This is a genomic window from Bacillus sp. CH30_1T, assembly GCF_008364765.1.
GTDB lineage: Bacteria > Bacillota > Bacilli > Bacillales > Bacillaceae_B > Rossellomorea.
The window spans coordinates 419884-442269 of record NZ_VTUY01000001.1; the positions used below are offsets into that span (position 1 = coordinate 419884).

The 22386-nt window shown below is 42.6% G+C and carries 21 protein-coding genes; 5 read left to right on the forward strand and 16 right to left on the reverse strand.

Annotated elements, in window-relative coordinates; genetic code table 11:
* Positions 1-350: 350 nt before the first annotated feature.
* The 13 genes from F0342_RS01945 to motA all read right to left on the reverse strand — a co-directional run bounded on the left by F0342_RS01945 (position 351) and on the right by motA (position 15143).
* On the reverse strand, positions 351-1340 hold the full coding sequence (locus F0342_RS01945) for a class I SAM-dependent methyltransferase (RefSeq protein WP_149154369.1): 990 nt from the start codon (positions 1338-1340) through the stop codon (positions 351-353).
* Positions 1337-2653, reverse strand: coding sequence for an FAD-dependent oxidoreductase (locus F0342_RS01950; RefSeq protein ID WP_149154370.1), 1317 nt, complete (start codon positions 2651-2653; stop codon positions 1337-1339). The genes F0342_RS01945 and F0342_RS01950 overlap by 4 nt, the downstream gene beginning before the upstream one ends.
* 280 nt (positions 2654-2933) lie before the next feature.
* Positions 2934-5411, reverse strand: a complete 2478-nt coding sequence (locus F0342_RS01955) for a PAS domain-containing protein (protein WP_149154371.1) — start codon at positions 5409-5411, stop codon at positions 2934-2936.
* A 95-nt stretch (positions 5412-5506) separates the two neighbouring features.
* A complete protein-coding gene (locus tag F0342_RS01960) occupies positions 5507-6424 on the reverse strand; it encodes a pseudouridine-5'-phosphate glycosidase (protein ID WP_188048381.1) in 918 nt (305 codons plus the stop codon).
* A 34-nt stretch (positions 6425-6458) separates the two neighbouring features.
* Positions 6459-7553, reverse strand: coding sequence for a carbohydrate kinase (locus F0342_RS01965; protein WP_149154373.1), 1095 nt, complete (start codon positions 7551-7553; stop codon positions 6459-6461).
* A gap of 121 nt (positions 7554-7674) precedes the next feature.
* Positions 7675-7983 carry an antibiotic biosynthesis monooxygenase family protein gene (locus tag F0342_RS01970; protein WP_149154374.1) on the reverse strand — a complete coding sequence of 103 codons (309 nt, stop codon included), beginning with the start codon at positions 7981-7983 and terminating at the stop codon, positions 7675-7677.
* Between the two features lies 1 nt (position 7984).
* A complete protein-coding gene (locus F0342_RS01975) occupies positions 7985-8935 on the reverse strand; it encodes a siderophore ABC transporter substrate-binding protein (RefSeq protein ID WP_149154375.1) in 951 nt (316 codons plus the stop codon).
* Between the two features lie 19 nt (positions 8936-8954).
* Entirely contained in the window at positions 8955-9716 is a 762-nt protein-coding gene (locus F0342_RS01980; protein WP_149154376.1) for an iron ABC transporter ATP-binding protein, read from the reverse strand.
* Positions 9713-10663: an iron chelate uptake ABC transporter family permease subunit gene (locus F0342_RS01985; protein WP_149154377.1), complete on the reverse strand. Its 951-nt coding sequence runs from the start codon at positions 10661-10663 to the stop codon at positions 9713-9715. The genes F0342_RS01980 and F0342_RS01985 overlap by 4 nt, the downstream gene beginning before the upstream one ends.
* Complete coding sequence (locus tag F0342_RS01990) at positions 10656-11606, reverse strand: ABC transporter permease (RefSeq protein WP_149154378.1); 951 nt, start codon at positions 11604-11606, stop codon at positions 10656-10658. The genes F0342_RS01985 and F0342_RS01990 overlap by 8 nt, the downstream gene beginning before the upstream one ends.
* A 237-nt stretch (positions 11607-11843) precedes the next feature.
* Positions 11844-13235, reverse strand: coding sequence for an alanine/glycine:cation symporter family protein (locus tag F0342_RS01995; protein WP_149154379.1), 1392 nt, complete (start codon positions 13233-13235; stop codon positions 11844-11846).
* A gap of 338 nt (positions 13236-13573) precedes the next feature.
* Positions 13574-14365 (reverse strand): flagellar motor protein MotB, encoded by a 792-nt coding sequence (gene motB / locus F0342_RS02000; RefSeq protein ID WP_395940629.1) that lies wholly within the window; start codon positions 14363-14365, stop codon positions 13574-13576.
* The gene (motA, locus tag F0342_RS02005; RefSeq protein ID WP_149154381.1) at positions 14352-15143 is read right to left on the reverse strand and encodes a flagellar motor stator protein MotA; all 792 of its coding nucleotides are present in this window, start codon (positions 15141-15143) and stop codon (positions 14352-14354) included. The genes motB and motA overlap by 14 nt, the downstream gene beginning before the upstream one ends.
* Positions 15144-16181: 1038 nt before the next feature.
* On the opposite strand from motA, the gene F0342_RS25675 reads away from it, so the two are divergent.
* Together F0342_RS25675 and F0342_RS02015 are read left to right on the forward strand one after the other, a co-directional pair.
* Entirely contained in the window at positions 16182-16802 is a 621-nt protein-coding gene (locus F0342_RS25675; RefSeq protein WP_395940653.1) for a methyl-accepting chemotaxis protein, read from the forward strand.
* 48 nt (positions 16803-16850) lie between these two features.
* Positions 16851-17036, forward strand: a complete 186-nt coding sequence (locus tag F0342_RS02015; protein ID WP_148967385.1) for a histidine kinase — start codon at positions 16851-16853, stop codon at positions 17034-17036.
* Positions 17037-17073: 37 nt separating this feature from the next.
* Here the strand turns inward: F0342_RS02015 and F0342_RS02020 are convergent, their stop codons facing one another.
* Positions 17074-17451, reverse strand: coding sequence for a DnaJ family domain-containing protein (locus tag F0342_RS02020; protein WP_149154383.1), 378 nt, complete (start codon positions 17449-17451; stop codon positions 17074-17076).
* 202 nt (positions 17452-17653) lie between these two features.
* Between F0342_RS02020 and F0342_RS24620 the strand changes: the two genes are divergently transcribed.
* Positions 17654-17824 carry a hypothetical protein gene (locus F0342_RS24620; protein WP_188048363.1) on the forward strand — a complete coding sequence of 57 codons (171 nt, stop codon included), beginning with the start codon at positions 17654-17656 and terminating at the stop codon, positions 17822-17824.
* A 162-nt stretch (positions 17825-17986) separates the two neighbouring features.
* Here the strand turns inward: F0342_RS24620 and hmpA are convergent, their stop codons facing one another.
* Entirely contained in the window at positions 17987-19201 is a 1215-nt protein-coding gene (gene hmpA, locus F0342_RS02025) for an NO-inducible flavohemoprotein (protein ID WP_149154384.1), read from the reverse strand.
* 161 nt (positions 19202-19362) lie between these two features.
* On the opposite strand from hmpA, the gene F0342_RS02030 reads away from it, so the two are divergent.
* On the forward strand, positions 19363-19821 hold the full coding sequence (locus F0342_RS02030; RefSeq protein WP_149154385.1) for an RrF2 family transcriptional regulator: 459 nt from the start codon (positions 19363-19365) through the stop codon (positions 19819-19821).
* Positions 19822-20275: 454 nt separating this feature from the next.
* Here F0342_RS02030 and F0342_RS02035 read toward each other — a convergent pair whose 3' ends face one another.
* Positions 20276-20668: a hypothetical protein gene (locus F0342_RS02035; RefSeq protein WP_395940632.1), complete on the reverse strand. Its 393-nt coding sequence runs from the start codon at positions 20666-20668 to the stop codon at positions 20276-20278.
* A gap of 236 nt (positions 20669-20904) precedes the next feature.
* On the opposite strand from F0342_RS02035, the gene F0342_RS02040 reads away from it, so the two are divergent.
* Positions 20905-22137, forward strand: coding sequence for an aminopeptidase (locus F0342_RS02040; RefSeq protein ID WP_149154386.1), 1233 nt, complete (start codon positions 20905-20907; stop codon positions 22135-22137).
* Positions 22138-22386: the final 249 nt, after the last annotated feature.

Consider the following 22386-nt stretch of genomic DNA (forward strand, 5'->3'; position numbering starts at 1 on the left):
GTTGAATTTCGCTTGATATTTAACAGTTGATTATCAAACGGAATTCGACTGTTAAAATATACTCGATATTCAACTGCTGAATTATTTTGATTGATTTGCCTTAAGAATTGCACCCTCAACGGTGTTTTTTATTATTCGAGTTTGATATTGGTTCGGGAAAGGGACAAATGTGTATTGATGCGGTACTTCAAAGCGGATGCGAAACTTTTTATTATCGAGTTTCAGATTATATTATCGACTTTTCCCCATTTATTATCGACTTAGGAAAAACGACACGAACCGACATACACCTCTGCCACACACGCCAACACCACATACCCAAACAAAAAAACCAATCCCCGCTACAAGGGTCAGTTCTTCCTGAATATCATTACATACCATCCCCCTTCTTTCACGATCGGTTCGACGGACTCCACTTTGAAATTTGTTTTACCGGCCAATGTCTCCATCTCCTTCTGCGACGGAATTGGATACAGGTTCTGAAATGTCATGAAGAAGCTGTTGAAGGCGCTGGAAAACTGCTGCCCGTGCTTTGACTTTTGCATAGGGGTCAGAACAAAGAACAATCCTTCTTTTTCAAGCCACGTCGATGCTTTTTCGAAAAATGGCAGGCGCTCTGATGGATCGATATAGTGAAAGAGATTATTGGCCATGATCATGTCGAATAGCTGTCCCGGCTCATATTCATGAAGGTCCTTACAAAGGATTTCAATATTTTCATAGTCACTGAGCGACTCTTCTGCAGCCTTTGCAACGGCCTCATGAATCTCGACCCCTAACATTCTCTTATCAGGATGGTGATTTCCTATTCTTTTCACATACCCGCCTTCACCACAGCCTAAGTCCAGTATAGAATTCACATTGTATTTTTTTATCGCCTTCTGCACCTTCGGAAAGGCAAAGCGTTCTAATAATATGGACGTTTTCGCTACAGTCGATCCATGGACATCCGAGTTGAAATGCTGCTTCGTTTGATTGCGCAATAATTGAGGATACGACAACAAGGCAGGTATGTGCAGCTCCATCATTTCTTTCAACAAAATACCTGATGAGTGTGGGTCTCTCTTTGAAGTGGGCAGCTTCCAGCGGTTCCTTGTTGTGACTTTCTCATCCTCCACCCGCTTCATATGCTTAATGGTGATGCCGACCTCCACCCACTGTTCGAGGAGGTCCATTTCGATATTTTTAGCAAGCGCAACTTCTTGAATGGAGGCAGGCTTTGTAAAACTGTCAAACAGATCCATTTCATACCCTACATAAGCATGCCAGCTGTACAGAAATGGCACATTCTTTTTCATCCAAGTTCTTGCCCGCCATACTTTCACCATTTCTCCGATCATTGTAGTGCCTCCTTTCCTTTCCAGGGATAATCCTGGACTTCCGTAAATTTTGTGTTGAATTTTTCTTCTTCTGTTAACGAATCCTTTCTGATTGGGAGCACTCCCCCCTGGACCATCCGGTCGTAAAGGGTTTCTCTCCACATGCCGAGACCGGATATGTTCAGCATCTGCTTATAATGGGAGATCGAGTCCCTTTCCATACGCTGAAGGCTCTTATTCCTCAGCCAGCCAACCGGGCGATACGGATACGAGTATACGAGGGCTGATAAATGACTGAGGTGCATTTGATGAGCAACCCTTCTTTTCCGGACCTTTGGGTACCAAATCAGATTAACCGGATCTAATTTACCGGCAGAATACATATCACACAGCAATTCTCCAAGAATACTCCCATCCTGTATCGCCATATTCATTCCTTCTCCTGCCATGGGGTGAACCGTGTGGACCGCATCTCCAATCAGGGCAAGATGGTCTTTCACGTAGGTATCCGCATGATATTTCAATGGAACCATCAGCTGGATTTTCTTCCAGTCCTCAATTTTGTTCACGTACCCATCGAGATCCGGACACATTTGGATATAAAGCTTATGAAACTCTGAAATTGATTTTTTCCTGAGCGTTTTATATTCCCCTGCTGGAATGAGATAAACCGATCGTACTTCATCGTTTGGTAACGGGAACAGACCCAGGAATGATTGATATGTAGAAATGATACGTCCCTTCACCATTTCCTTGGGCCGTGGAAATGTCACCGTTAAGAAATGATGGTTGTACTTTTTCTCCTTCACATCCACTTCCATATAGTCACGGGTGACAGAGCTTCTTCCTTCCGCCCCGATAATGAAATCACTATGAATCTCTTGAGCCTCTTTCGTCTCGCGATCCTCGATGATCACGGTATGACCTTCTATTTTTTTACAGATTGTATTCGATCGATAATGAAATGTTGGATACTCCTGCCCTTTTTTTCGTAGAATCTCCTTTAACGTTTCATGATGAATCATAAGTGAATAAGGATATCGACTGGGAAGAATCGAATAGCTCATCGTGGAGTTGTCCGCTTTTGATTTCGCATTTTTCAATTCAATGAGTTCCAATTCGGAAATGATATGGCCGTTTTCAAATACGGAGTCAATGACCTCAAGAGAATCAAATATTTCCAGGCTTTTCGGCTGGAGGAGTTCGCCTTTGTATACGGAACCTGGACCTGGTAACCGTTCCACAACCGTTACGTCTATATTGCACTGTGCTAATTTCAAGCCGAGTGTCAGACCGCCAATTCCTCCACCACTAATAAAGACGTTCGTCTTCATTTCTCCTCACCTCTTTCTCTCTCTTTAACCTTTTTCCAGTATGTTGAAACTTGGCGATGTGCTCCATCCAACCGCCATGAATAGACAGGTTCTTAAAAACGAAAAGAGAAATAAGAAATTTGTAGAATGTACTATTTCCCGGAAAATATCAGCATTTCATGATTCAATCCTCTCTGAATTTTACATTTTTTGTCGGATTATTCCCTGAAGGCAATTCGACAATAGCCGTGGAAATTAAAAAACTCCACAACAAGAGTTCCCTCTCATCATGGAGTTTCTACTATTTTTCATTTGCACTCGGCAGCAAGATCGTGACGGTCGTTCCCTCCGTTACATTACTTTGAATCGATAGTGAGCCGTGGTGCTCTTTGATGATTTTTTGGCAGATCATCAATCCGAGACCAGTCCCTTTTTCTTTCGTGCTATAGAACGGTTCTCCTAAATGCTTCATGCGCTCCGGTGGGATTCCATTTCCGTTGTCCTGGATGGAGATTTTCGCATAACCATTTTCTTTTTCTAGTTGAACACTTAGGAGACCCCCACTCGGCATGGCTTCCAGGGCATTTTTCATGACGTTTAAAATGACCTGTTTCATTTGATGGGAATCACAATAAATTTCCGCTTTTTCCACAGAGAACCTCACATCGACTCCTTGCTTCAGGCATTCCATCTTAATGAATTCGACAGAGCTTGTTAACAGGGTCGTTAAGGATGTCAGGGAAAATTGTACGGCTCTTGGTTTCGCCAAAGCCAGAAATTCATTGGTGATGATTTCGATTCGATCAAGTTCTCCCTGGATGACCCCTAAGTAAAAGTCATCTTTCGCATTTTCTTTCATCAGTTGAAGGAAACCTTTCAGTGTCGTCAGCGGATTTCTGATTTCATGGGCCACTCCTGCTGCAAGCTGTCCGATCATCGCTAATTGTTCTGATTTCTTCAGTAAGTCTTCATTTCGCTTCTTCTCGGATAAGTCCCTGATGATGGCTGAAATACCGATCAGATTTCCATCGTCATTTAAGATCGGGTTCATATTAAAGGCAATTTCGATCGGCGTTCCGTCTTTTCGGTACCGCACCGTTTCATAATCCTTTATTCGCTTCCCTGCCTTGATCGTCATTAAATTCTGTTTGAATTGTCCTACCTGTTCTTCTTGGTGAATAAAGGTGATTTTTCGTCCTGTAATTTCATCCTTATTCCAACCGAACATCGATTCAAACTGCTGATTGACCTTTAATACGCTACCCTCTGGATCTAAAAGGACAATCCCATCTCCGGCATGCTCGAAGTACGCTTCCAGTAATTCTTTCGCTTCCTTTAGTTCTTCTTCCATCTTCAATTTCTCTGTGATGTCCTGTCCAAATCCATAAATTCCGATGACCTTGTTCTTGACCCGGATCGGGATGTTGGTGACCGCTACATGGCTTTTGCCACCTTCTCCATTTTCGAAGGTGGTGACAAATCTTGAAGCTTCTCCATTAAGGGCGACTTTAAAGTGATTGACGGCTGTTTGACGGCTGCTTTCTGCTATGAATTCACTGAAGTGACTGCCAATCATATAGGAAGAGATATGATTCCATTGCTTTTTCACAGCGGGGTTCACTTCCTGGATGATCCCCTTTGTATCAACCATATAAATATTATCAGGGCTATATTTCACAATCGACTTATACTTTTGTTCGCTTTCGATGAGTTTTCTCTGAATATCTTTGATCAGGGAAATATCTGAGATGGAGCAGATGATTTCCGCTACTTTCCCCTCTTGTACCACTGGAACGATGGAGGCGATATATTCTAAATCCTTGTATTCATCCTCATACGTCAACTCTTCCCCTGTTTCCCATATACGCTTAAGTTTAGGCTGGATTTTCCCCAAATGATGGGAATCAAATACTTCTTCAATGGTTTTGCCAATCACCTTTGATGGAGTCAGGTTTAATTTTTTCAATAGCTCCCCTGCCGCCATTTCGATCACAAATTCATTGTCTCTCTTATTAATCTTATAGGTGATCGTCTTTTGGAGCCGAAGCGTGTTCTCAAGTTCCGCTTTCAATGAGACCAGTTCGTTTTCATAGTTTTTCTTCTCCGTGATGTCGTGAAGGATGATTCCGACACTGTCTACAGCTCCATCACTTTTGTAATTGGCCGGGGAGATTGTAATATTGCATGTAATCTTCCGTTTCTCATTCATTATGAAGGTTACTTCTTCCCCGGTTGTATTCACTCCCCTTATTCCGTTCATCACTAAAGTGATAAAGAATTGATTCTGAAGGGGTGTTTGATTGCACAGAGACTCACCCAGAACGGTATCTGAAATATGAAACAGCTCCTGAAAGGATTGATTCATCTCCACTACTTTCCCTTTGTTATCAAGGATACATACACAAGTCGGGGTGTTAAAAATAAGAGACTCATATATGGCCGAGCGGGAGTTATTCGAATAATCATGAGAAACGTGCTTCTCTCCACAGGCCTCTGGAACAATCATCACTAATTCTTTTTGTTCATCCATCTGTTTACGTTTAACAGTGTAGTTATAATGATTTAAGCGAATGGAACAATTCTTTTCTTCTAACATTCTCTGAAGAAGATTATCTTCTTGCAGGGTCAATCCTTTCCATTCTTCATTCTCTTCTATGAAAGATTGGCCTTTCACATCTATTATTGCAGCCGGGACTGGAATCGAATCAACACTCAATGCATGATAGGGTTGCATATCAGCCATAGTACCTTCCTTTTTCGTAACGTTATTTACCACCATTTTACCCTACCTCTTCAAACATATAAACGGTCAATATATTTCATATAAAAAACCCGGGCATACCATCTGCCCAGGTTTCACTACTTTTCACAAGATTAGAAGGTTTCTACCTTAGCAAGCTTTGCAAAATGAACCGCAATGTCCGCCCCTACAAGAGCATTGTTCTTTACAAGTGCGATATTCGCTGTAAGGCTCTTTCCGTCTGTTAGTTCTTTTACTTTCCCCAGGAGGAATGGCGTTGCTTCCTTTCCGGCAATCCCTTGTTCTACTGCTTCGTTTAATGCTCTTTCTATGATACTATTCATCTCGTTTTCATCCAGCGCATCCTGGGCAGGGATCGGGTTCGCTACCACCACGCCACCCTTTAGTCCAAGATCCCATTTCGCTTTTAATATATTTGCCGTCTCCTCGGGTGTGTCAACTTTATAGTTCACTGAAAAAGGACTGCTTCGTGTGTAAAAGGCCGGTAAGGAATCCAAACCGTATCCTAAAACAGGTACTCCTTTCGTTTCCAGGTATTCCATCGTCAAGCCTATATCCAGAATGGATTTTGCCCCTGCGCAGACAACGGCCACGTTCGTCTCGGCAAGTTCTTCAAGATCCGCCGAAACATCCATCGTCACTTCTGCATTTCTGTGAACACCACCAATGCCTCCTGTCACGAAAACGGAAATATCAGCAAGCTCGGCGCAAATCATCGTAGCAGCAACCGTAGTCGCTCCGTCCTTTTTTGAAGCAAGGATATAAGGGATGTCGCGGCGGCTTGCCTTGATCACATCCGTCGCCTGTCCTAAATATTCAAGCTCTTCATGAGACAATCCAATCTTGATTTTACCGTTTAAGATGGCAATCGTAGCCGGCACTGCCCCCTTTGAACGAATGATATCCTCCACTTCTCGGGCGGTTTTCACATTTTGTGGATAAGGCATTCCATGAGAAATAATCGTTGATTCCAATGCCACAATCGCCTTTCCTGTCTTTCTGGCTTCTGATACTTCCTGCGAGTATTCCATATATGAGTTGATATTCACGTACATTTCCCCCTATTCAGTAATAATGACTAAACTCTTGTTGAAGCTTGGTCTTGTTCAGCGTAGGTGCTACCGTAAATTTAGATTTCAGCGTAATGGACGAGCAGATCACTCCGATCCGGCAGGCTCCGTCTGTATCGGATCCTTTTAAATAACCGTATAATATTCCCGCGACAAGGGCATCTCCAGCACCGGTCACATCAGCGACTTCAACCTTGGGAGGTAAAACGGCTCTCGCTTCTTTATAAGTAGTGTAATAGATTAACCCCTGATCTCCCCGGGTAATCACGACCCTTTCCGCCCCTCTTTGAGTGATGGCTTTGGCCGCTTTAAAATAGTCACCCTCTGTCTCAATCGTCATTCCTAAATACGTTTCCGCTTCCCCTTTGTTACATATGAACCAGGATACCCCTTCTAATGATGTTGGCAGCTTCAACACTTTCGGTTCGGAAACCGGGATGATCGTAAGCGGCACTCCCTCCATTTGGCATCTGCGGATGGTATACTTTAGCACATCCTCTGGAAAATTGGTGTCCAGCAGCACCATTTCCGATGAAGAAATCATTCCCCACCTCTTATCAACAAAGCCAATGTCAACGCTTTCATAAATGTTCATATCAGCCAGGGCAAACAGCATTTCCCCTTCCTCGTCCAATATGGCGGAGTATGCCCCGGTGCTTTCATTTAGTAGTCGCTGGGATGCAGATACATCGGCAAACGATTTCGTTTGAGATAAAAGCCAGCTTCCTTCCGTATCTTCTCCTACAACCGTTATCAAATTGGCTTGTTTTCCTAACCTGCCTAAGTTTTCGGCAATATTGCGTGCCACGCCGCCACTGGATTGCTTTGTTCTCGCAGGGTTTGAGGTTTCAGGAATAAACTTACCGTCCAACTGAAGCTTCCGGTCGATATTTGCTCCCCCGATGCACGTGATCCCGTTTTTCTTTGGAAGAACATACGCACGTCCCAGGATCTTCCCCTGCTTCACCAGATTCGAAATATACCCTGCTACCGCTGATCGTGACATCCCGCTTCGCTCGGACAATTCCTGTTGAGTCATAAACGGATTATCTTCAATATAAGCTAACAAAAGCTTTTCTTTTTCGTTCACAAGCTCCCACCCCTATAAAGAAAAATAACTTTTGTTAATATTCTAAACTTTTGTTTAAACTTAGACAAGAAGGAAAATAAATGAAAAAGCGTCCCGATATAACTCAGGACACTTCTTTTCATTATTTATTTGCTTTTACCTCATAAACATGTTGACTCGATTCTAGAATATGATCGGGTTTAGGCTTGCCTGCACTCGCTTTATGACCTGCAATATGCTCAGGGCTCTTCTCCCAATTTTTCCAATCCGCTTCCGATTCCCATTGAATCATGACAATCACTTCCTCGTCGCCGCGGCGTACTTTTTTGACGAGGACCTTTAAGTCGATAAACCCTGGCTGTTTTTCAATTAATCCCTCACCAGAAAACCTTTCAACCACTTTTGATGATGTTCCCTCTTTCACTACCAGTCTCTTTATTTGATAAAACATATTATAAACCTGCCTTCGCATCTTCAACCATTTGTTTCATCGATTGAAGTCCGCCTCCTGAAAGGTACCATGGGCCACCATTCAGATACACGATTTTTTCCTTTTTGTAGGCGTTCGTCTTTTGTACCAGTTCGTTTTCAATTGAATCTTTGACGCTTGCGTTTGGATCAAATGCAGCATCACGGTCGATCACAAACAGTACATCAGGGTTTTGTTCCAATACATATTCAAACGTCACATTTTGTCCATGAGTGGATTCTTCTATGTTTTCATCAGAAGGCTTGAATCCAAATACATCGTGAAGAATTCCAAAACGTGATCCCGGTCCGTATGCACTTACTTCTCCTTCATTCCCCATCAAGATCAATGCTTTGTCATCAAGGCTTCCAGTCTTCTCTTTAATGCCTTCGACCTCCGCTTGAACATCCTCTAATTCCTTCTTCATTTCATCTTCTTTATCAAAGATTTCTGCAATGGTTTCCATGTTGCTTGTGAACGATTCCATGTAATTTGTGTAATCCGTTTGAACATACACAGTCGGAGCGATTTTTGCGAATTCTTCATACATTTCCGATTGGCGTGCAGAGATGAAAATCACATCCGGCTTCATCGAGCTGATCGCTTCAAAATCCGCCTCTTTCAAACTTCCTACGTTCGTATAGTCTGAGCTGCTGTACTTTTCCAGGTATGGAGGAATGGTTGCTTGCGGTACTCCCGCTACTTCCACTCCAAGTTCATCTAACGTATCAAGGACACCGAAATCAAACACGACTACCTTTTCAGGGTTTTGTTTAACTTTCGTTTCTCCAAGTTCATGCTTTACTGTGATTTCTTTTGTTTCTTCATTTCCACCGGATTTCTTCGCTTCTGTCGTTGATTCTTCCTTGGAACCGCACGCTGCCAATACCAGTAAGACTGTAAGTAATATTGTTATAAATGACCATTTTTTCATTTTCTTTTCTCCTCTTTTTTTATGAATTGAAATAAACACAAATCCGATTGTCATTCATCTGTTGCACAGGAATATCCATATCATAGATTTCCTTTAATGTTTGGGTTTGTATGATTGTATCTGTTGAACCTTCTCTAATGACCTTTCCGTTTTTCATCGCCACGATTCTGTCTGAATACACAGAGGCAAAATTAATGTCATGCAGGACTATGACGACCGTCTTTCCCAGGTCATCTACTAATCTGCGCAGAATCTTCATAATTTGGACCGAATGCTTCATGTCCAGGTTATTCAGGGGTTCATCCAGGAGAATATAATCGGTATCCTGGGCGATGACCATAGCAATGAAAGCCCGCTGCCTTTGCCCCCCGGATAATTCTTCTAGGTAATTCCCCTCTAAGTCCGCCAGATTCATATAGTCCAGCGACTGGTTAACTGCCCTCTCATCTTCTTCGGTTAATCGGCCTTTCGAATAAGGAAATCGTCCAAACGATACCAGTTCCCTCACAGTCAAACGGACGTTAAGAAAGTTGGATTGCTTTAATATCGCGACTCTTTTGGCAAGATCATCCGAATTCATTTTCCTGAGATCGTCCTGATCCAGTATGACTTCACCACTATCTGAATCGAGCAAACGGCTTACCATTGATAAAAGGGTCGACTTCCCGGCACCATTCGGTCCAATGAACGAAGTGATTTGACCAGGCTGAATCGTGACGGTTACGTCTTCAACGACTAGCTTTTTCCCGTAATACTTGGACAGCCCTCGAATGTGTATCATTTGGCTTTACTCTCCTTTAACAAAAGATATATAAAGTACATTCCTCCGATGAAGTTGACAATCACGCTTAGAGTTGTTGAAAACGTGAAGATCCGTTCTACCATCCACTGTCCGCCAACGAGGGCAATGACACTCATCAAGCTCGCACCGGTAATGAAAATGCTGTGTTTGTAGGTCCGAAAAAATTGATAAGCTAAGTTCGCCACGATCAAACCGAAAAAGGTAATCGGCCCGACCAGGGCGGTTGAAACAGCAATGAGTACAGACGCAATCACCAGCATACGACGCACCATTCGATCATAAGGTACACCCAGATTAATGGACATTTCCCTTCCCAATGACATGACATCCAGGTAATGGATCTTTCTCCAGCCAATCATCATCACGATGGTGACTATGATAAGGGCAAGCCAAACCAGATCTGCATTAATGTTATTGAAACTCGCAAACATCTTATCCTGAACCATTAAAAATTCATTGGGATCAATCAACACTTGCAGGAATGTGGTGATGCTTCCAAAGAATGTACCCACGATGATTCCGATCAACAATAAAAAGTAGATTGGTTGATTACTATGACGGAATAATAATTGATACAGGATAAGAGCAAATACAATCATAGCTGTAACGGATAATAAGAAGTTTATATTCTTGTTTATGACAAGTATGTGATCCGATCCCAGGAAAAAGATAATTACTGTTTGTAGAAGAAGATAAAGAGAATCAAGCCCCATAATACTCGGTGTTAAAATCCGATTATGTGTGATCGTTTGAAACACGACCGTTGAATAGGCGATCGCGACTCCCGTAATGACCATGGCAAGCACCTTCATCCCCCGTCGAGGCAGTGCATAATCATAGCTTCCATTTAGCTCGTAAAATAAATAAACACCACAGAATAATAGAGAAATCCCTAGTAAAATAAGCATTTTCCAACGATTACGCATATGCCTTCCTCCTAACCAGCAGGTATAAGAAGATGGCACTGCCGATGACCCCAACCATTAGACTGATCGAAATTTCATAAGGGTAGATGATGACCCTACCCAAAATATCACAGACAAGAAGGAAGATGGCTCCAAGTATGGCGGTATGAGGTAGTGTCTTCTGTAAGTGATCTCCTTTAAAGATGGAAACGATATTGGGTATGATTAATCCCAGGAATGGAATCATCCCGACGGTCAATACGACTGTCACCGTAATGAGCGCAACCAGCACGAGACCGATATTCACTATTCTGCGATAAGAAACACCGAGGTTTTTTGAGAAGTCCTCCCCCATCCCGGCGACAGTAAATCGATTCGCATAAAGATAAGCAATGATCATAATGGGAATGCTTATGTATAAAAGTTCATATCGACCTTTCATGATTAATGAGAAATCACCCTGCAGCCAAGCCGCCATATTTTGAATCACATTTGCCTTGTAGGCAAAAAACGTCGTCACCGAAGATAACACATTCCCAAGCATCAACCCGACGAGGGGGATAAAGACTGCATCCTTGAACTTGATCCGATCGAGTATTTGCATAAAAAGCAGCGTGCCGGCTAACGCAAATGCAAAGGCAACAATCATCTTCTCAAGTATTGAGGCATTCACAAACACAATCATCGATACAAGGATCCCAAGCCTGGCAGCATCTATGGTTCCCACTGTCGTAGGGGATACGAACTTGTTTCGACTCAAGCTTTGCATGATCAAACCTGCAATGCTCATTCCCGCACCAGCAAGTAAGATCGCCAGCAATCTCGGTAATCTACTGATGAGAAAAATCTGTGTCTCTTCGGATTGAAATTTAAGTAAATCCATCGGTGTAATATGGCTCACTCCTACAAATAAAGACAGGAGTGACATCAAGATGAGCGTAATAAAAAGGTAACGTTGTTTCATGACTATCCCCAAAACTTTCATTGATTTTCACTGAATATCATTGATACTGAAAATCATTATCAATTAATACAAACCTATATTACAATAAGGTTTCAAGTAGAGTCAACAACTAATTGAAAATGATTATCACTAATTCCATAATCATCCACAACTGAAATGCGGGTCGAAATACGCAATACAGCCAGAATTTCACAAAAAAAGACTTGCTCTCCCTCTCGGAAAAACAAGTCTTTTGAACTATGATATTTTCTTTTCTTTTATTTTGCCAGTGTCTTTCAAGTAATAATCATCCGAGGTAAAAAATTCATGTGTAAGCCTCTTCACTTCTTTACTTAAAAGAAGAACTGCAATGATATTCGGAATTAAAATCGCTGCAAGGGCTAAGTCAAGGAATTGCCAAATGACTTTTGCTGCACCAACTGAACCAAGCACAATCGCAACCGTATAAACAATCTTGATCCCTTGTGCTGCTTTGTAGCCAAATAGAAATTCTGCCTGCTTTGCTCCATAAAAGACGATGACGATAATCGTCGATAATACGAAGAAAATCAATGAAATCGTAACTAGGATTCCACCAAATTCCCCGAAATAACTAGAGAAAGCTTCTGTTGTTAGTGCTGAAGGATCATCCAATGCATTCTCAGCAGTCCAGACCCCTGAAGATAATACTACGAAGGCCGTTGCTGTACAAATGATGATCGTATCAATCACGATTCCAACGATTGCCCATAGCCCCTGCCTGACGGGATGATCGGTTTGTGCCGCCGCATGGGCAATCGGTGCCGTTCCTAGTCCTGCCTCATTGGAATATAACCCTCGGGCAAATCCCCAACGGATCGTCTCAGCAACTGCTACCCCGGCGAACCCACCCATTGCAGACATGGGTTGAAATGCGTTCGACAGAATCAGACTGAAGAATTCCGGAACAGCGTCAATGTTCATAAATAAAATGACCAATGCGCTTCCTACATAGATCAGAGCCATGAACGGTACAAAGATTTCCGTCACTTTACCAATACGCTTTATTCCACCAAATACGATTAATACAACGATGAGGGCAACGACAATGCCCGTGATAAGTCCATCTACATTAAATGTTTCTTCTACCGTGGATGCCACAGCATTCCCCTGCACCATCACACTTGGAATCAGCTCGATCATAAGGGCAAAGGCAAACCATACACCGAGCCATCTCATATTTAACCCTTTCGTCATGTAATACATGGGACCGCCCACATATTCTCCCTTTTCGTTCTTTTCACGATAGCGGACCGCAAGTACACTCTCGGAAAACTTAAGGGCCATTCCAATTAAGGCAATCATCCACATCCAGAAAATAGCTCCCGGCCCACCAAACATGATCGCTGCCGGTACCCCGACAATATTCGCTGCCCCGATGGTGGATGATAGAGCCGACGTCAAGGCCTGCAACGGCGTCACCGTTCCTTCGCCTTTTGGCTTCTTAAAAACGCTTCCTATCGTTTGCTTAAATATGTACAGAGGATAGCGAAATTGTATGAATTTCAATAAAAATGTTAAGTACAAACCCGTTGCACCCAGGACAATGATTAATGGAGGCCCCCATAACCATGCCGAAACTTTACCTATGATGTCAAAAAACGTATCCAATCGTGCTCCTCCTTTTTAGTAGAGGCAGTGGCTAAGGTTTGGAATTCTTGATTGGGGCAGACGTAAATGATCGTGCAAACGTATGTATAATGCCTTTGTTCTCTTAAATGAGACCCCTTTTCCTGAAAAATTAGCCACAACTTCTAAATGGTTTTTCAAACTTTTCCCTAAATTTGATGGTGTGAAACATTTTGTTTAAAATGGGAAAGGATGAGGATTTTTTTGGCTTATAACCAAAGACCATTCATTCGACAAAACCCGTTCATTTCCCCGGAAATACGGCAACTTCTGACCAATAAAAAAATCTGCAGCCAACTTCGGACTGCAGATCCTGTTTCTTATTCTGATATCCTGGGCAGAATCAACACTTCCACCCGTCGGTTTTGCCCACGGCCTTCTGATGTTGCGTTGTCGGCAATCGGTTCAAATTCTCCGAATCCTTTTGCACTGAACCACTGGGGATCAAGCTTCGGATTGTCCAAAATGATTTTCATAAAATTGACTGCCCGCATGACGCTAAGCTCCCAGTTGGAGTCATATTCCGCATTACTGATCGGCACGTTGTCCGTGTGACCGCTAATGATAATGTTTCTTGGAGGATTCATTTCAAGCAGCGCAGATAATTCCCCCGCCACGCTCAGGTCACTTCCTTGGACAATGGCTGATCCCGAGGCGAATAACACATTGTCCCGTATCGTGAGAAGCAATCCTTCATCTGTAAGCTTCGTAACGAATTGAACCTCCAGATTATTCGTTTTGATATACTGATTTATTTTTTCCTGAATTTCCTTTAACTCTTCCTGATCCTTCAGAAATGCCTGCTTATCAAGCTCTTCCTTACTTAATTCCTTCTCTTTTTCTTCATTATTCCCTGAAGATGCTGCCTGTTTGCTATCTTGATCGCTCGACTGCTGAGGTGCTACGGGACTGGGATATTCCATCATTCCGGTCCCACCGGTGAAGATTTCACTAAACACCTGGGAGAGTTCCCTGAATTTTTGAGCGTCCACTGAACTTGACGCATAAAGCACGATAAACAGGGCCAGTAACAGTGTTAGCAAATCCGCGTAAGGTATCAGCCAGGACTCGTCCATATGCTCGTCGTCATGTTTCTTCTTACGCCGCCTCATCCTCATCCCCCTTTAACAACAATAATCGTTCACTTGCCGGTAAGTAGGACGCCAGCTTCTGTTCAATCACCCGTGGCGATTCTCCCTCGATGATCGACAGGATCCCTTCTACCATCATCATTTTCATCTGCACTTCACGCTTTGACTTGCGCTTCAGCTTGTTGGCAAATGGGTGCCAAAGAACGTAACCCGTGAAGATACCGAGAAGCGTTGCAACGAAGGCCGCAGAAATGGCGTAACCAAGTTCATCCGTATTGTCCATGTGACTGAGGGCCGCAATAAGTCCAATCACCGCTCCAAGTACGCCGAGGGTCGGTGCATAGGTCCCCGCTTGTGTGAAGATGAGCGCCCCTGCACTATGTCTCTCTTCCATGGCATCAATTTCTTCATGCAGCACATCCCGTATATAATCAGCGCTTTGTCCATCCACCGCTAATGAAAGTCCGTCCCGCAAAAAAAGATCCTCGACTTCCTGGGTTTTGGCCTCGAGTGCAAGCAGTCCTTCTTTTCGGGCAAGATCTGCCAATTGGGAGAAGAATTGAATCGTTTGTTTCGGGTCCTGCAGTTTTTGTTCTTTAAACAGTATGCCGAATAGCTTCGGTACTTTTTTAATTTCATGGGTTGGGAAAGCAATGGTCACCGCTGCCACTGTTCCAAGTAAAATAATCAATATGGCTGCAGGGTTAAGCAAGGCAACAGGGCTTACTCCTTTGAAAACCATCCCCACTCCAACCGCTATCAATCCTAAAATGACTCCTATCAAAGACGTCTTATCCATCGATCGCTCCACCTTACTCTTCGTAGTCTACTACTAATATCGGATGGAACTTCTAATTATTGAGAGGTAAAAGCGTTCAAAATTTTCTCACAAATTACCGTAAACCGTTATGAAGCACAACCTGTTTTTGTCGATATATGTAATATATAGGTATTTATATTAAAGGAGAGAACCGTCATGACCCCAAAGCAATTGAAAGAAGTCGATAGTAAAAGAAAAAACCTGCTGCTCCTGATCACATATTCCATCAGCCTGATCGCAGCCCTCACGTATTCCATCATAAATGAGTCAGGAATCATTACCGTAACTGTATTCGCTTCACAGATCATCATTCTTGCCTCATACTTCATTGTGTTGCAATTAATGTTGAAAAAGCCAAATTCCTTTGTTTATTTCAGCATTCCTACTGTTTATGTCATCATCGGAATCTGGCTTTTTTTAGAAGGGGCCAATCCAAACGAATTAGTCATCTTATTATTTCTAGCTGTCATCAGTGCGATTCATTTTAATCCAGTGATCTTTGGGATAGGGTACGGGTCCGGACTCGCCTTATTCATCTTAAATGGAGCTCTTGCACCTGTAAACGACCCGATTTTCACAGAATTATTCATTCCGGCTTTGCTTGTATATGTACTATTGGGGACGGTCCTTGGAGTGGTGATCCACCTGAACCGCAATCAATTCAAGCAGCTTCAAGAATTTATCAAAATGACAGAAAGCGAAACCATGAAAAAAGAAGATCAACGAAACTTCCTACAAAAAGAATTAGCGACCATCTCTACAAGCATTCATCAAATCAACGAGCAGATACAAACGCACCTCGTTTCACACGATGAAATGAGAACGGCTGTAAATGAAATATCAGCAGGAAGCGTCACACAAAGCGATCAGATTAACAACATTGCTGCCGTTTCCGAGACAACGATGAGTAAAATGGACGAGGTTTCCAAGCTTTCAAACAATCTCACTGTCCATTCCACTCAAGCGAATTCCATTGCTGTTTCAGGCAGTGAACGTGTCACTTACTTGCAGGAAAACATGATTGAATTGAAGAATATTATTGAAGGCCTTCGTCAAACGTTCAGCGAATTAACAAGTAAAATTGAAGAAACAAATACGTTCATTGGAAGCATTCAAGACATTACGGATCAAACCAATTTGCTCGCTTTAAATGCATCAATCGAGGCTGCTAGGGCAGGGGAAGCCGGGCGGGGATTCAGTATTGTAGCCGATGAAATTCGGAAACTGGCAGAGATTACACGAAACACTGCCACTCGTATTAACGACAATCTTGCTTCCGTTAACTCAGTGAACTCATCTGCAGTCGAAATCATGAATCTCAGCTCAGAAAAGCTGGATGAAAACGTCGGGGCAACCGGTGAAGTAACAGAGTATTTCACGACACTGCGTGAAAAGCTTGCTTCCCTGACAAACGAGTTCAAAATCTTAACTTCTACGGCATCTGAAGTAAGTGGCCAAACAGAAGAAGCTGACCTATCAACGAAAGAGCTTGCAGCTGTCATTCAACAAACCTTTGCAGGACTCGAGGAAATCAGCGCTACCATTGAAACCCTTCATGGTGATAACCGTATGATTGCTCAATATGTTCAAGAAACCGCCACAAGTACCGAACGAATTCAACGCAGTGTCGAGGTGTAAATTATGATAAACTAAAAGCATCATTAGAGTACTAAAGGATGTGGCACCTTGAAACGAAGAATCATCATGATGATTCCCATCATGTTTATCGTAGCCGTGGTAGCAAATTGGATGCTCGGCAAAGGATACTCTGAGATTCCTTCCGAAGCCAAAACCATGATCATCATTGGAGCGGCCCTCTTATCCGGAGTGATCTCATTCTTCTTATTTAAAGATGAACCCGAGAAGAAATAAAGAAACACCACTTTCCTTGTCGAAAGTGGTGTTTTCATTATCTCAGGAGCTTATTTTCTATTTTATGCTCATAATTTTTAAATAAAGAACCATTCGTTTTAATTCTTTTCTTTGAAAGCATCGCGTTGTATTTGAGCATGTTTTCACTCAGACTTTTTTTCAGCTCCTGCTTCTCAAGGTCATCATCACATACCCTTAACAAATCTTCAATGCGCATCATTTCTTTTTTCACATTCATTTCATCCGTTGTAAACCCTGCATTTTTCATCATCCGATGGGCCATCTTCAACTCCTGGGGCACTCCTAAATCATCGTCTAAATTAAGCGGTTTACCAAAACCCGGCAGCTCTTTAAAGTCGCCATCCTCATAAGCCTTCTTAATCCTTTGCTCGGACATGATCATCGAAAAATCCAATTCTACCCCTCCTACTCCAAATTATAGTGGTCGTTGCTGGTCTCAGACGAATCGATCACTCGCCACTTGTTACCAATAGTATATCCAAAAGACTCCAGGTTTGAATGCTTAAGATACGTCTATTTTCTGACAATTCCTCTTCACATATTTTCGTATGAGCTGGAAAAACTACCTGTATCACGGATGAAAAGGAGTGGCTGACATGGCACGTGGAAAATCGTTCGAATCAAAGAAAAAAGGACATCCAGGCAACTTCCCTCAGTATAGTGCACCCGAGGGAAAACACTCGGAAGACCCAGCCGGGGATGAAGAACTGATTGTGACCCAGGAAGCGTTTAAAAACCGGGTGGATGAGGACGAGCATCGTCTGTAAATACAAGAAACGCCAGGATATCCTGGCGTTTTTCTGTTTGATTGGCTGAAATCGGGGCAAATCAAGATGTGAAAGGGATGAAAACTTAGTTTATTCTCAATTTCATCACTTTTATTTTTAACTTTTCGATTTTATTTTCAAATCCAATTTCCGAACCGCTTTTTACACACTCACAGTTTCCTTCTTCGATATATCCATCGCTGGTCCAAAGAACTCGAAGTGAATGTTAGATTCTGGAACTCCCATTTCTTTCAACGTTGTGATGACAGCTTTCATAAATGGTACCGGCCCACACACATAGCATTCCGTATCTTCATCCACATATTGTGAAAGGATTTCTTTGTTCACATATCCTTTAAAATGACTTTGAGATTCGTCACGGGGATTTTCGTAAACATAGCACGCTTCCCCGTTCATTAATTCTTGCATTAAACCGTCGACATCTTTTCTAAAGGCATGTACCCCTTCATGTTTACTCGCATGAATAAAGGCAGTTGGGCGTTCCGGCTTCGTTCTCGCTACCATTTCAAGCATACTCATCATAGGAGTGATCCCGACACCTCCACTTATAAAAGCAACAGGTGATTCGGCGTCCGCTAAATAGAAATCCCCTGCCGGTGCACTGACTTCAATCTCACTTCCTACGGCTGCTTTGTCATGTAAGAAATTTGACACCTTCCCTTGAGGATCAAATTCTGCTTCTCTTTTAACAGAAATTCTGAAGAGATTCACCATTGGCGCGCTTGATATACTGTACTGACGAATATGGGTGAACTCTTCACCAGGGATGGTCACCCGTACAGAAATATATTGACCCGGCATGTAGGTTGGGACATTGCCCCCTTCTTTTGGTTGAAGATAGAAAGAGGTTATACAATCGCTTTCCACTACCTTTTTTGTAACGATAAACGGTTTAAAGTCTCTGTATCCGGCGTCTATATTCTCCGTTTCTTTGTACATCTCTTCTTCTACATCAATAAATACCCCGGCGATGACACCGTATGCTTCTCCCCATGCTTCAATGATCTCATCTGTCGCTGCGTCTCCAAGAACTTGCTTGATGGCTTGAAGTAAATGCTCGCCAACGATCGGATAATGCTCAGGCTTAACGCCTAAACTTCTATGCTTGTGAGCGATTTGCTTTACAACCGGCAGAATCATCTCGAGCTTATCGATATTCTGTGCAGCTGCATATACCGTATTGGCTAATGCGGTTTGTTGTCTTCCCTTTTTCTGATTGGCATGATTGAAAATATTTAGTAATTCCGGATGATTAGTAAATAAATTTCTATAAAAAGTGGACGTAATTTCCGTTCCTTTGACTTCTAACACAGGCGCAGTTGACTTCACGATTTCAATGGTTTTTTGAGATAGCATGTTGGTCACCTCTAAAGATATATTTTAAATACATCTTTAGAGTACTTCTCTTTTTGCTATAAAGCAATATACAAAATACATCTTTAACAAAACAGCCACATTTAGACACAAACGTGCATCCTTCTGTATAATAAATGTATCGGATCGGAAAGGTGAGATAAATGAGACTAACTTTATACACTGACTACTCACTGAGAGTCCTAATCTTTCTGGCATCAAAACCAAAAGAGGAACTCTCTAATATAAAAGAAATCGCTGATGCCTACAGCATCTCAAAGAATCACCTGATGAAAGTGACGTATGAACTGGGGAAAAACGGTTTGATTGAAACGATCCGCGGCAGAAACGGCGGTATAAAACTAGCACAATCCCCAGAAGATATAAATATCGGAAAGCTTGTCCGGACCACAGAAGAAGACTTCCATCTTGTCGAATGCTTTGACGCCAAAAACAACAGCTGCGTTATCACTCCAGTCTGTGGACTAAAGCATGTACTCGGAAAAGCGTTAAACGCCTACCTCTCTGTCCTTGATGAATACACCCTGGCCGATTTGATCCAAAACCCGATGGACTATCGGTTCTTATTTCAAGAGCAGCAGCAGGATGAAGCTTCCACCTAGGTATCAAAACTCCTCTCCATTTCGATGGGAGGAGTTTTTTGTTGGGATGGAGTAGAGTTCAGATTCCACCTGGTACATTTCACACGATATGTACCAGGTACAATTTATCCACAAATCACTCATAACTCAAACCAAAAAGAGGCTGGGACAAAACTAAAAAACCAGGATAAAAAGACGAACAATAGAAGTGTAGGTTCTTAATACCGCTATTGATTTCCGTGCAAGACTACGCTTTCCGCGGGTAGCCCGTGAGCCTCCTCGGCAAGCCTGCGGGGTCTCACATAAGCTACTTTCCCGCAGGAGTCTTCGTCTTGCACTCCAATCAACCGCTGGAAACAGCTAAAATCAAATGATTCGAAAATAAATAATAAACCCGAACAAATCTGCACACTAAGAAGCAGATTTGTTCGGGTTTGACTTAGGATAAAAATCTTTTGTCCCAGCCTCCCATTTCCTACTTCTTACTCTCACTATATTTAAATGTCATGAACACGAATAAGAAAAAGCTGAGTAATAACGTGCTTCCTCCTACTATATAGAAGAGCATCGTGAAGCTTCCTGGCAGGTTGAATGGATTTAAGTTGTACATCCACATTCCAACGGTTAATCCTATCGAACCGATGATCGCAGTCCAAACATGTGCAAATGCCAGTTTTGAAGATTTCGGCACTTGATAGGAACGATAATAGGATGAATACGCAAATAAGCTTAACCAGCCGACAACTAAAATATGAGCATGAATGGGCTTAAACGCATACGATCCGGCTCCTGCCATATGAGACCCAAGAAATGCTCCAATAAACCCATAGATGGCGGACATTCGTAATAAAAGGACATTCCACGGCACTGTTTCTTCCCCCTTTTTTATCTGGAGTATTGCTTCAATCATTATAGTATAGTTGCCCAGTGGTTCGCTATGTTTCTTGTTTCGATGCCACAGAACGTTCATTTTCGTCGTGCACGAAACAAATACTTTTCCATTCTTTCGCATACGATAGAAAGATGGGTGTAAACACTTGCAAACGGTGTATGCACTGATACAATAAGAATGTAATAGAACATTCTGAAAAAAGGAGAATACATATGTCTACTTACCAACAAAATCTTGAGAAATATGCAAGTCTTGCTGTAGAAGTCGGTGTCAATGTTCAAAAGGGCCAGACCCTGGTCATCAACACGTCCATCGATTCTGCGGAATTTGTTCGCCTTGTAGTAAAGAAAGCCTATGAAGTTGGGGCTAAGCATGTCTACGTTAACTGGAATGATGATGTGGTGAACCGTACGAAATATGATCTTGCTCCAGACGAAGCATTCCAGGAGTTCCCTCAGTGGAAAGCAAGAGAAGTCGAAGAGCTTGCTGAAGGCGGAGCTGCATTCATGAGCATCGTGTCTTCAAGCCCTGATTTGCTTAAAGGGGTAGATCCAGATCGTATCTCAAACTTTCAGAAAGTAGCTGGAAAAGCAATGTCCAAATACCGTCAATTCATTCAATCGGACAAAGTAAGCTGGTGCGTACTGGCCGCTCCATCTAAAGATTGGGCTGCAAAAGTATTCCCGGATGCTTCTGCAGAAGAACAAGTGGATTTACTTTGGGATGCCATCTTCAAAGCAGTCCGTGCAGACCAGGCTGACCCTGTCCAGGCATGGAAGGATCACGACGCAAACCTGCACGAAAAAGTGGAATACCTGAACGACAAAAACTACAAAAAGCTTCACTACACGGCACCAGGGACGGACCTTACGATCGAGCTTCCTAATGGCCACCTGTGGGTAGGGGCTGGAAGTGTGAACGAACAAGGAACCACTTTCATGGCAAACATGCCAACGGAAGAAGTATTCACGGTTCCATTAAAAACAGGTGTGAACGGAACGGTATCAAGCACGAAACCACTTAGCTACGGTGGAAATGTGATCGATAACTTTACGATTACATTCGAAAACGGCCGTATTGTGGACGTTAAGGCTGAGGAAGGCGAAGAAATTTTGAAGCGCCTTGTAGACACAGATGAAGGATCTCATTACCTTGGGGAAATCGCCCTTGTCCCTCATCAATCCCCAATCTCTCAATCGAATGTGTTATTCTACAACACATTATTCGATGAGAACGCATCAAACCACCTTGCAATCGGAAATGCCTATGCATTCTGTATCGAAGGCGGAAAGAAAATGAGTGAAGAAGAGCTTGAGAAAAACGGCTTGAACAACAGTATCACACACGTTGATTTCATGATTGGTTCTGACAAAATGAATATCGATGGAGTGAAAGAAGACGGCTCGACTGAAGCAGTATTCCGCGATGGCGGTTGGGCGTTTTAAGATTTGACTGTGGAGGATCCCAGAAGGTGGTTTGGCTGCCTTTTGGGATTTTTTATGAAGATGAGGTCGGGATTGGAAGAAGAACGGTTGACTGAGCGCTCAATCTATTGGGTGTAACTGGAAAAAAATTTTGACGCATAAATTTGAAAAACGACGCATATATTGAAATTTTGACGCAAAAAACCTGAAAAAAGACGCAATCCTCCCTTTTCAATCGGTGTATCTTTCCCCCGTGAACCTATCAACCTT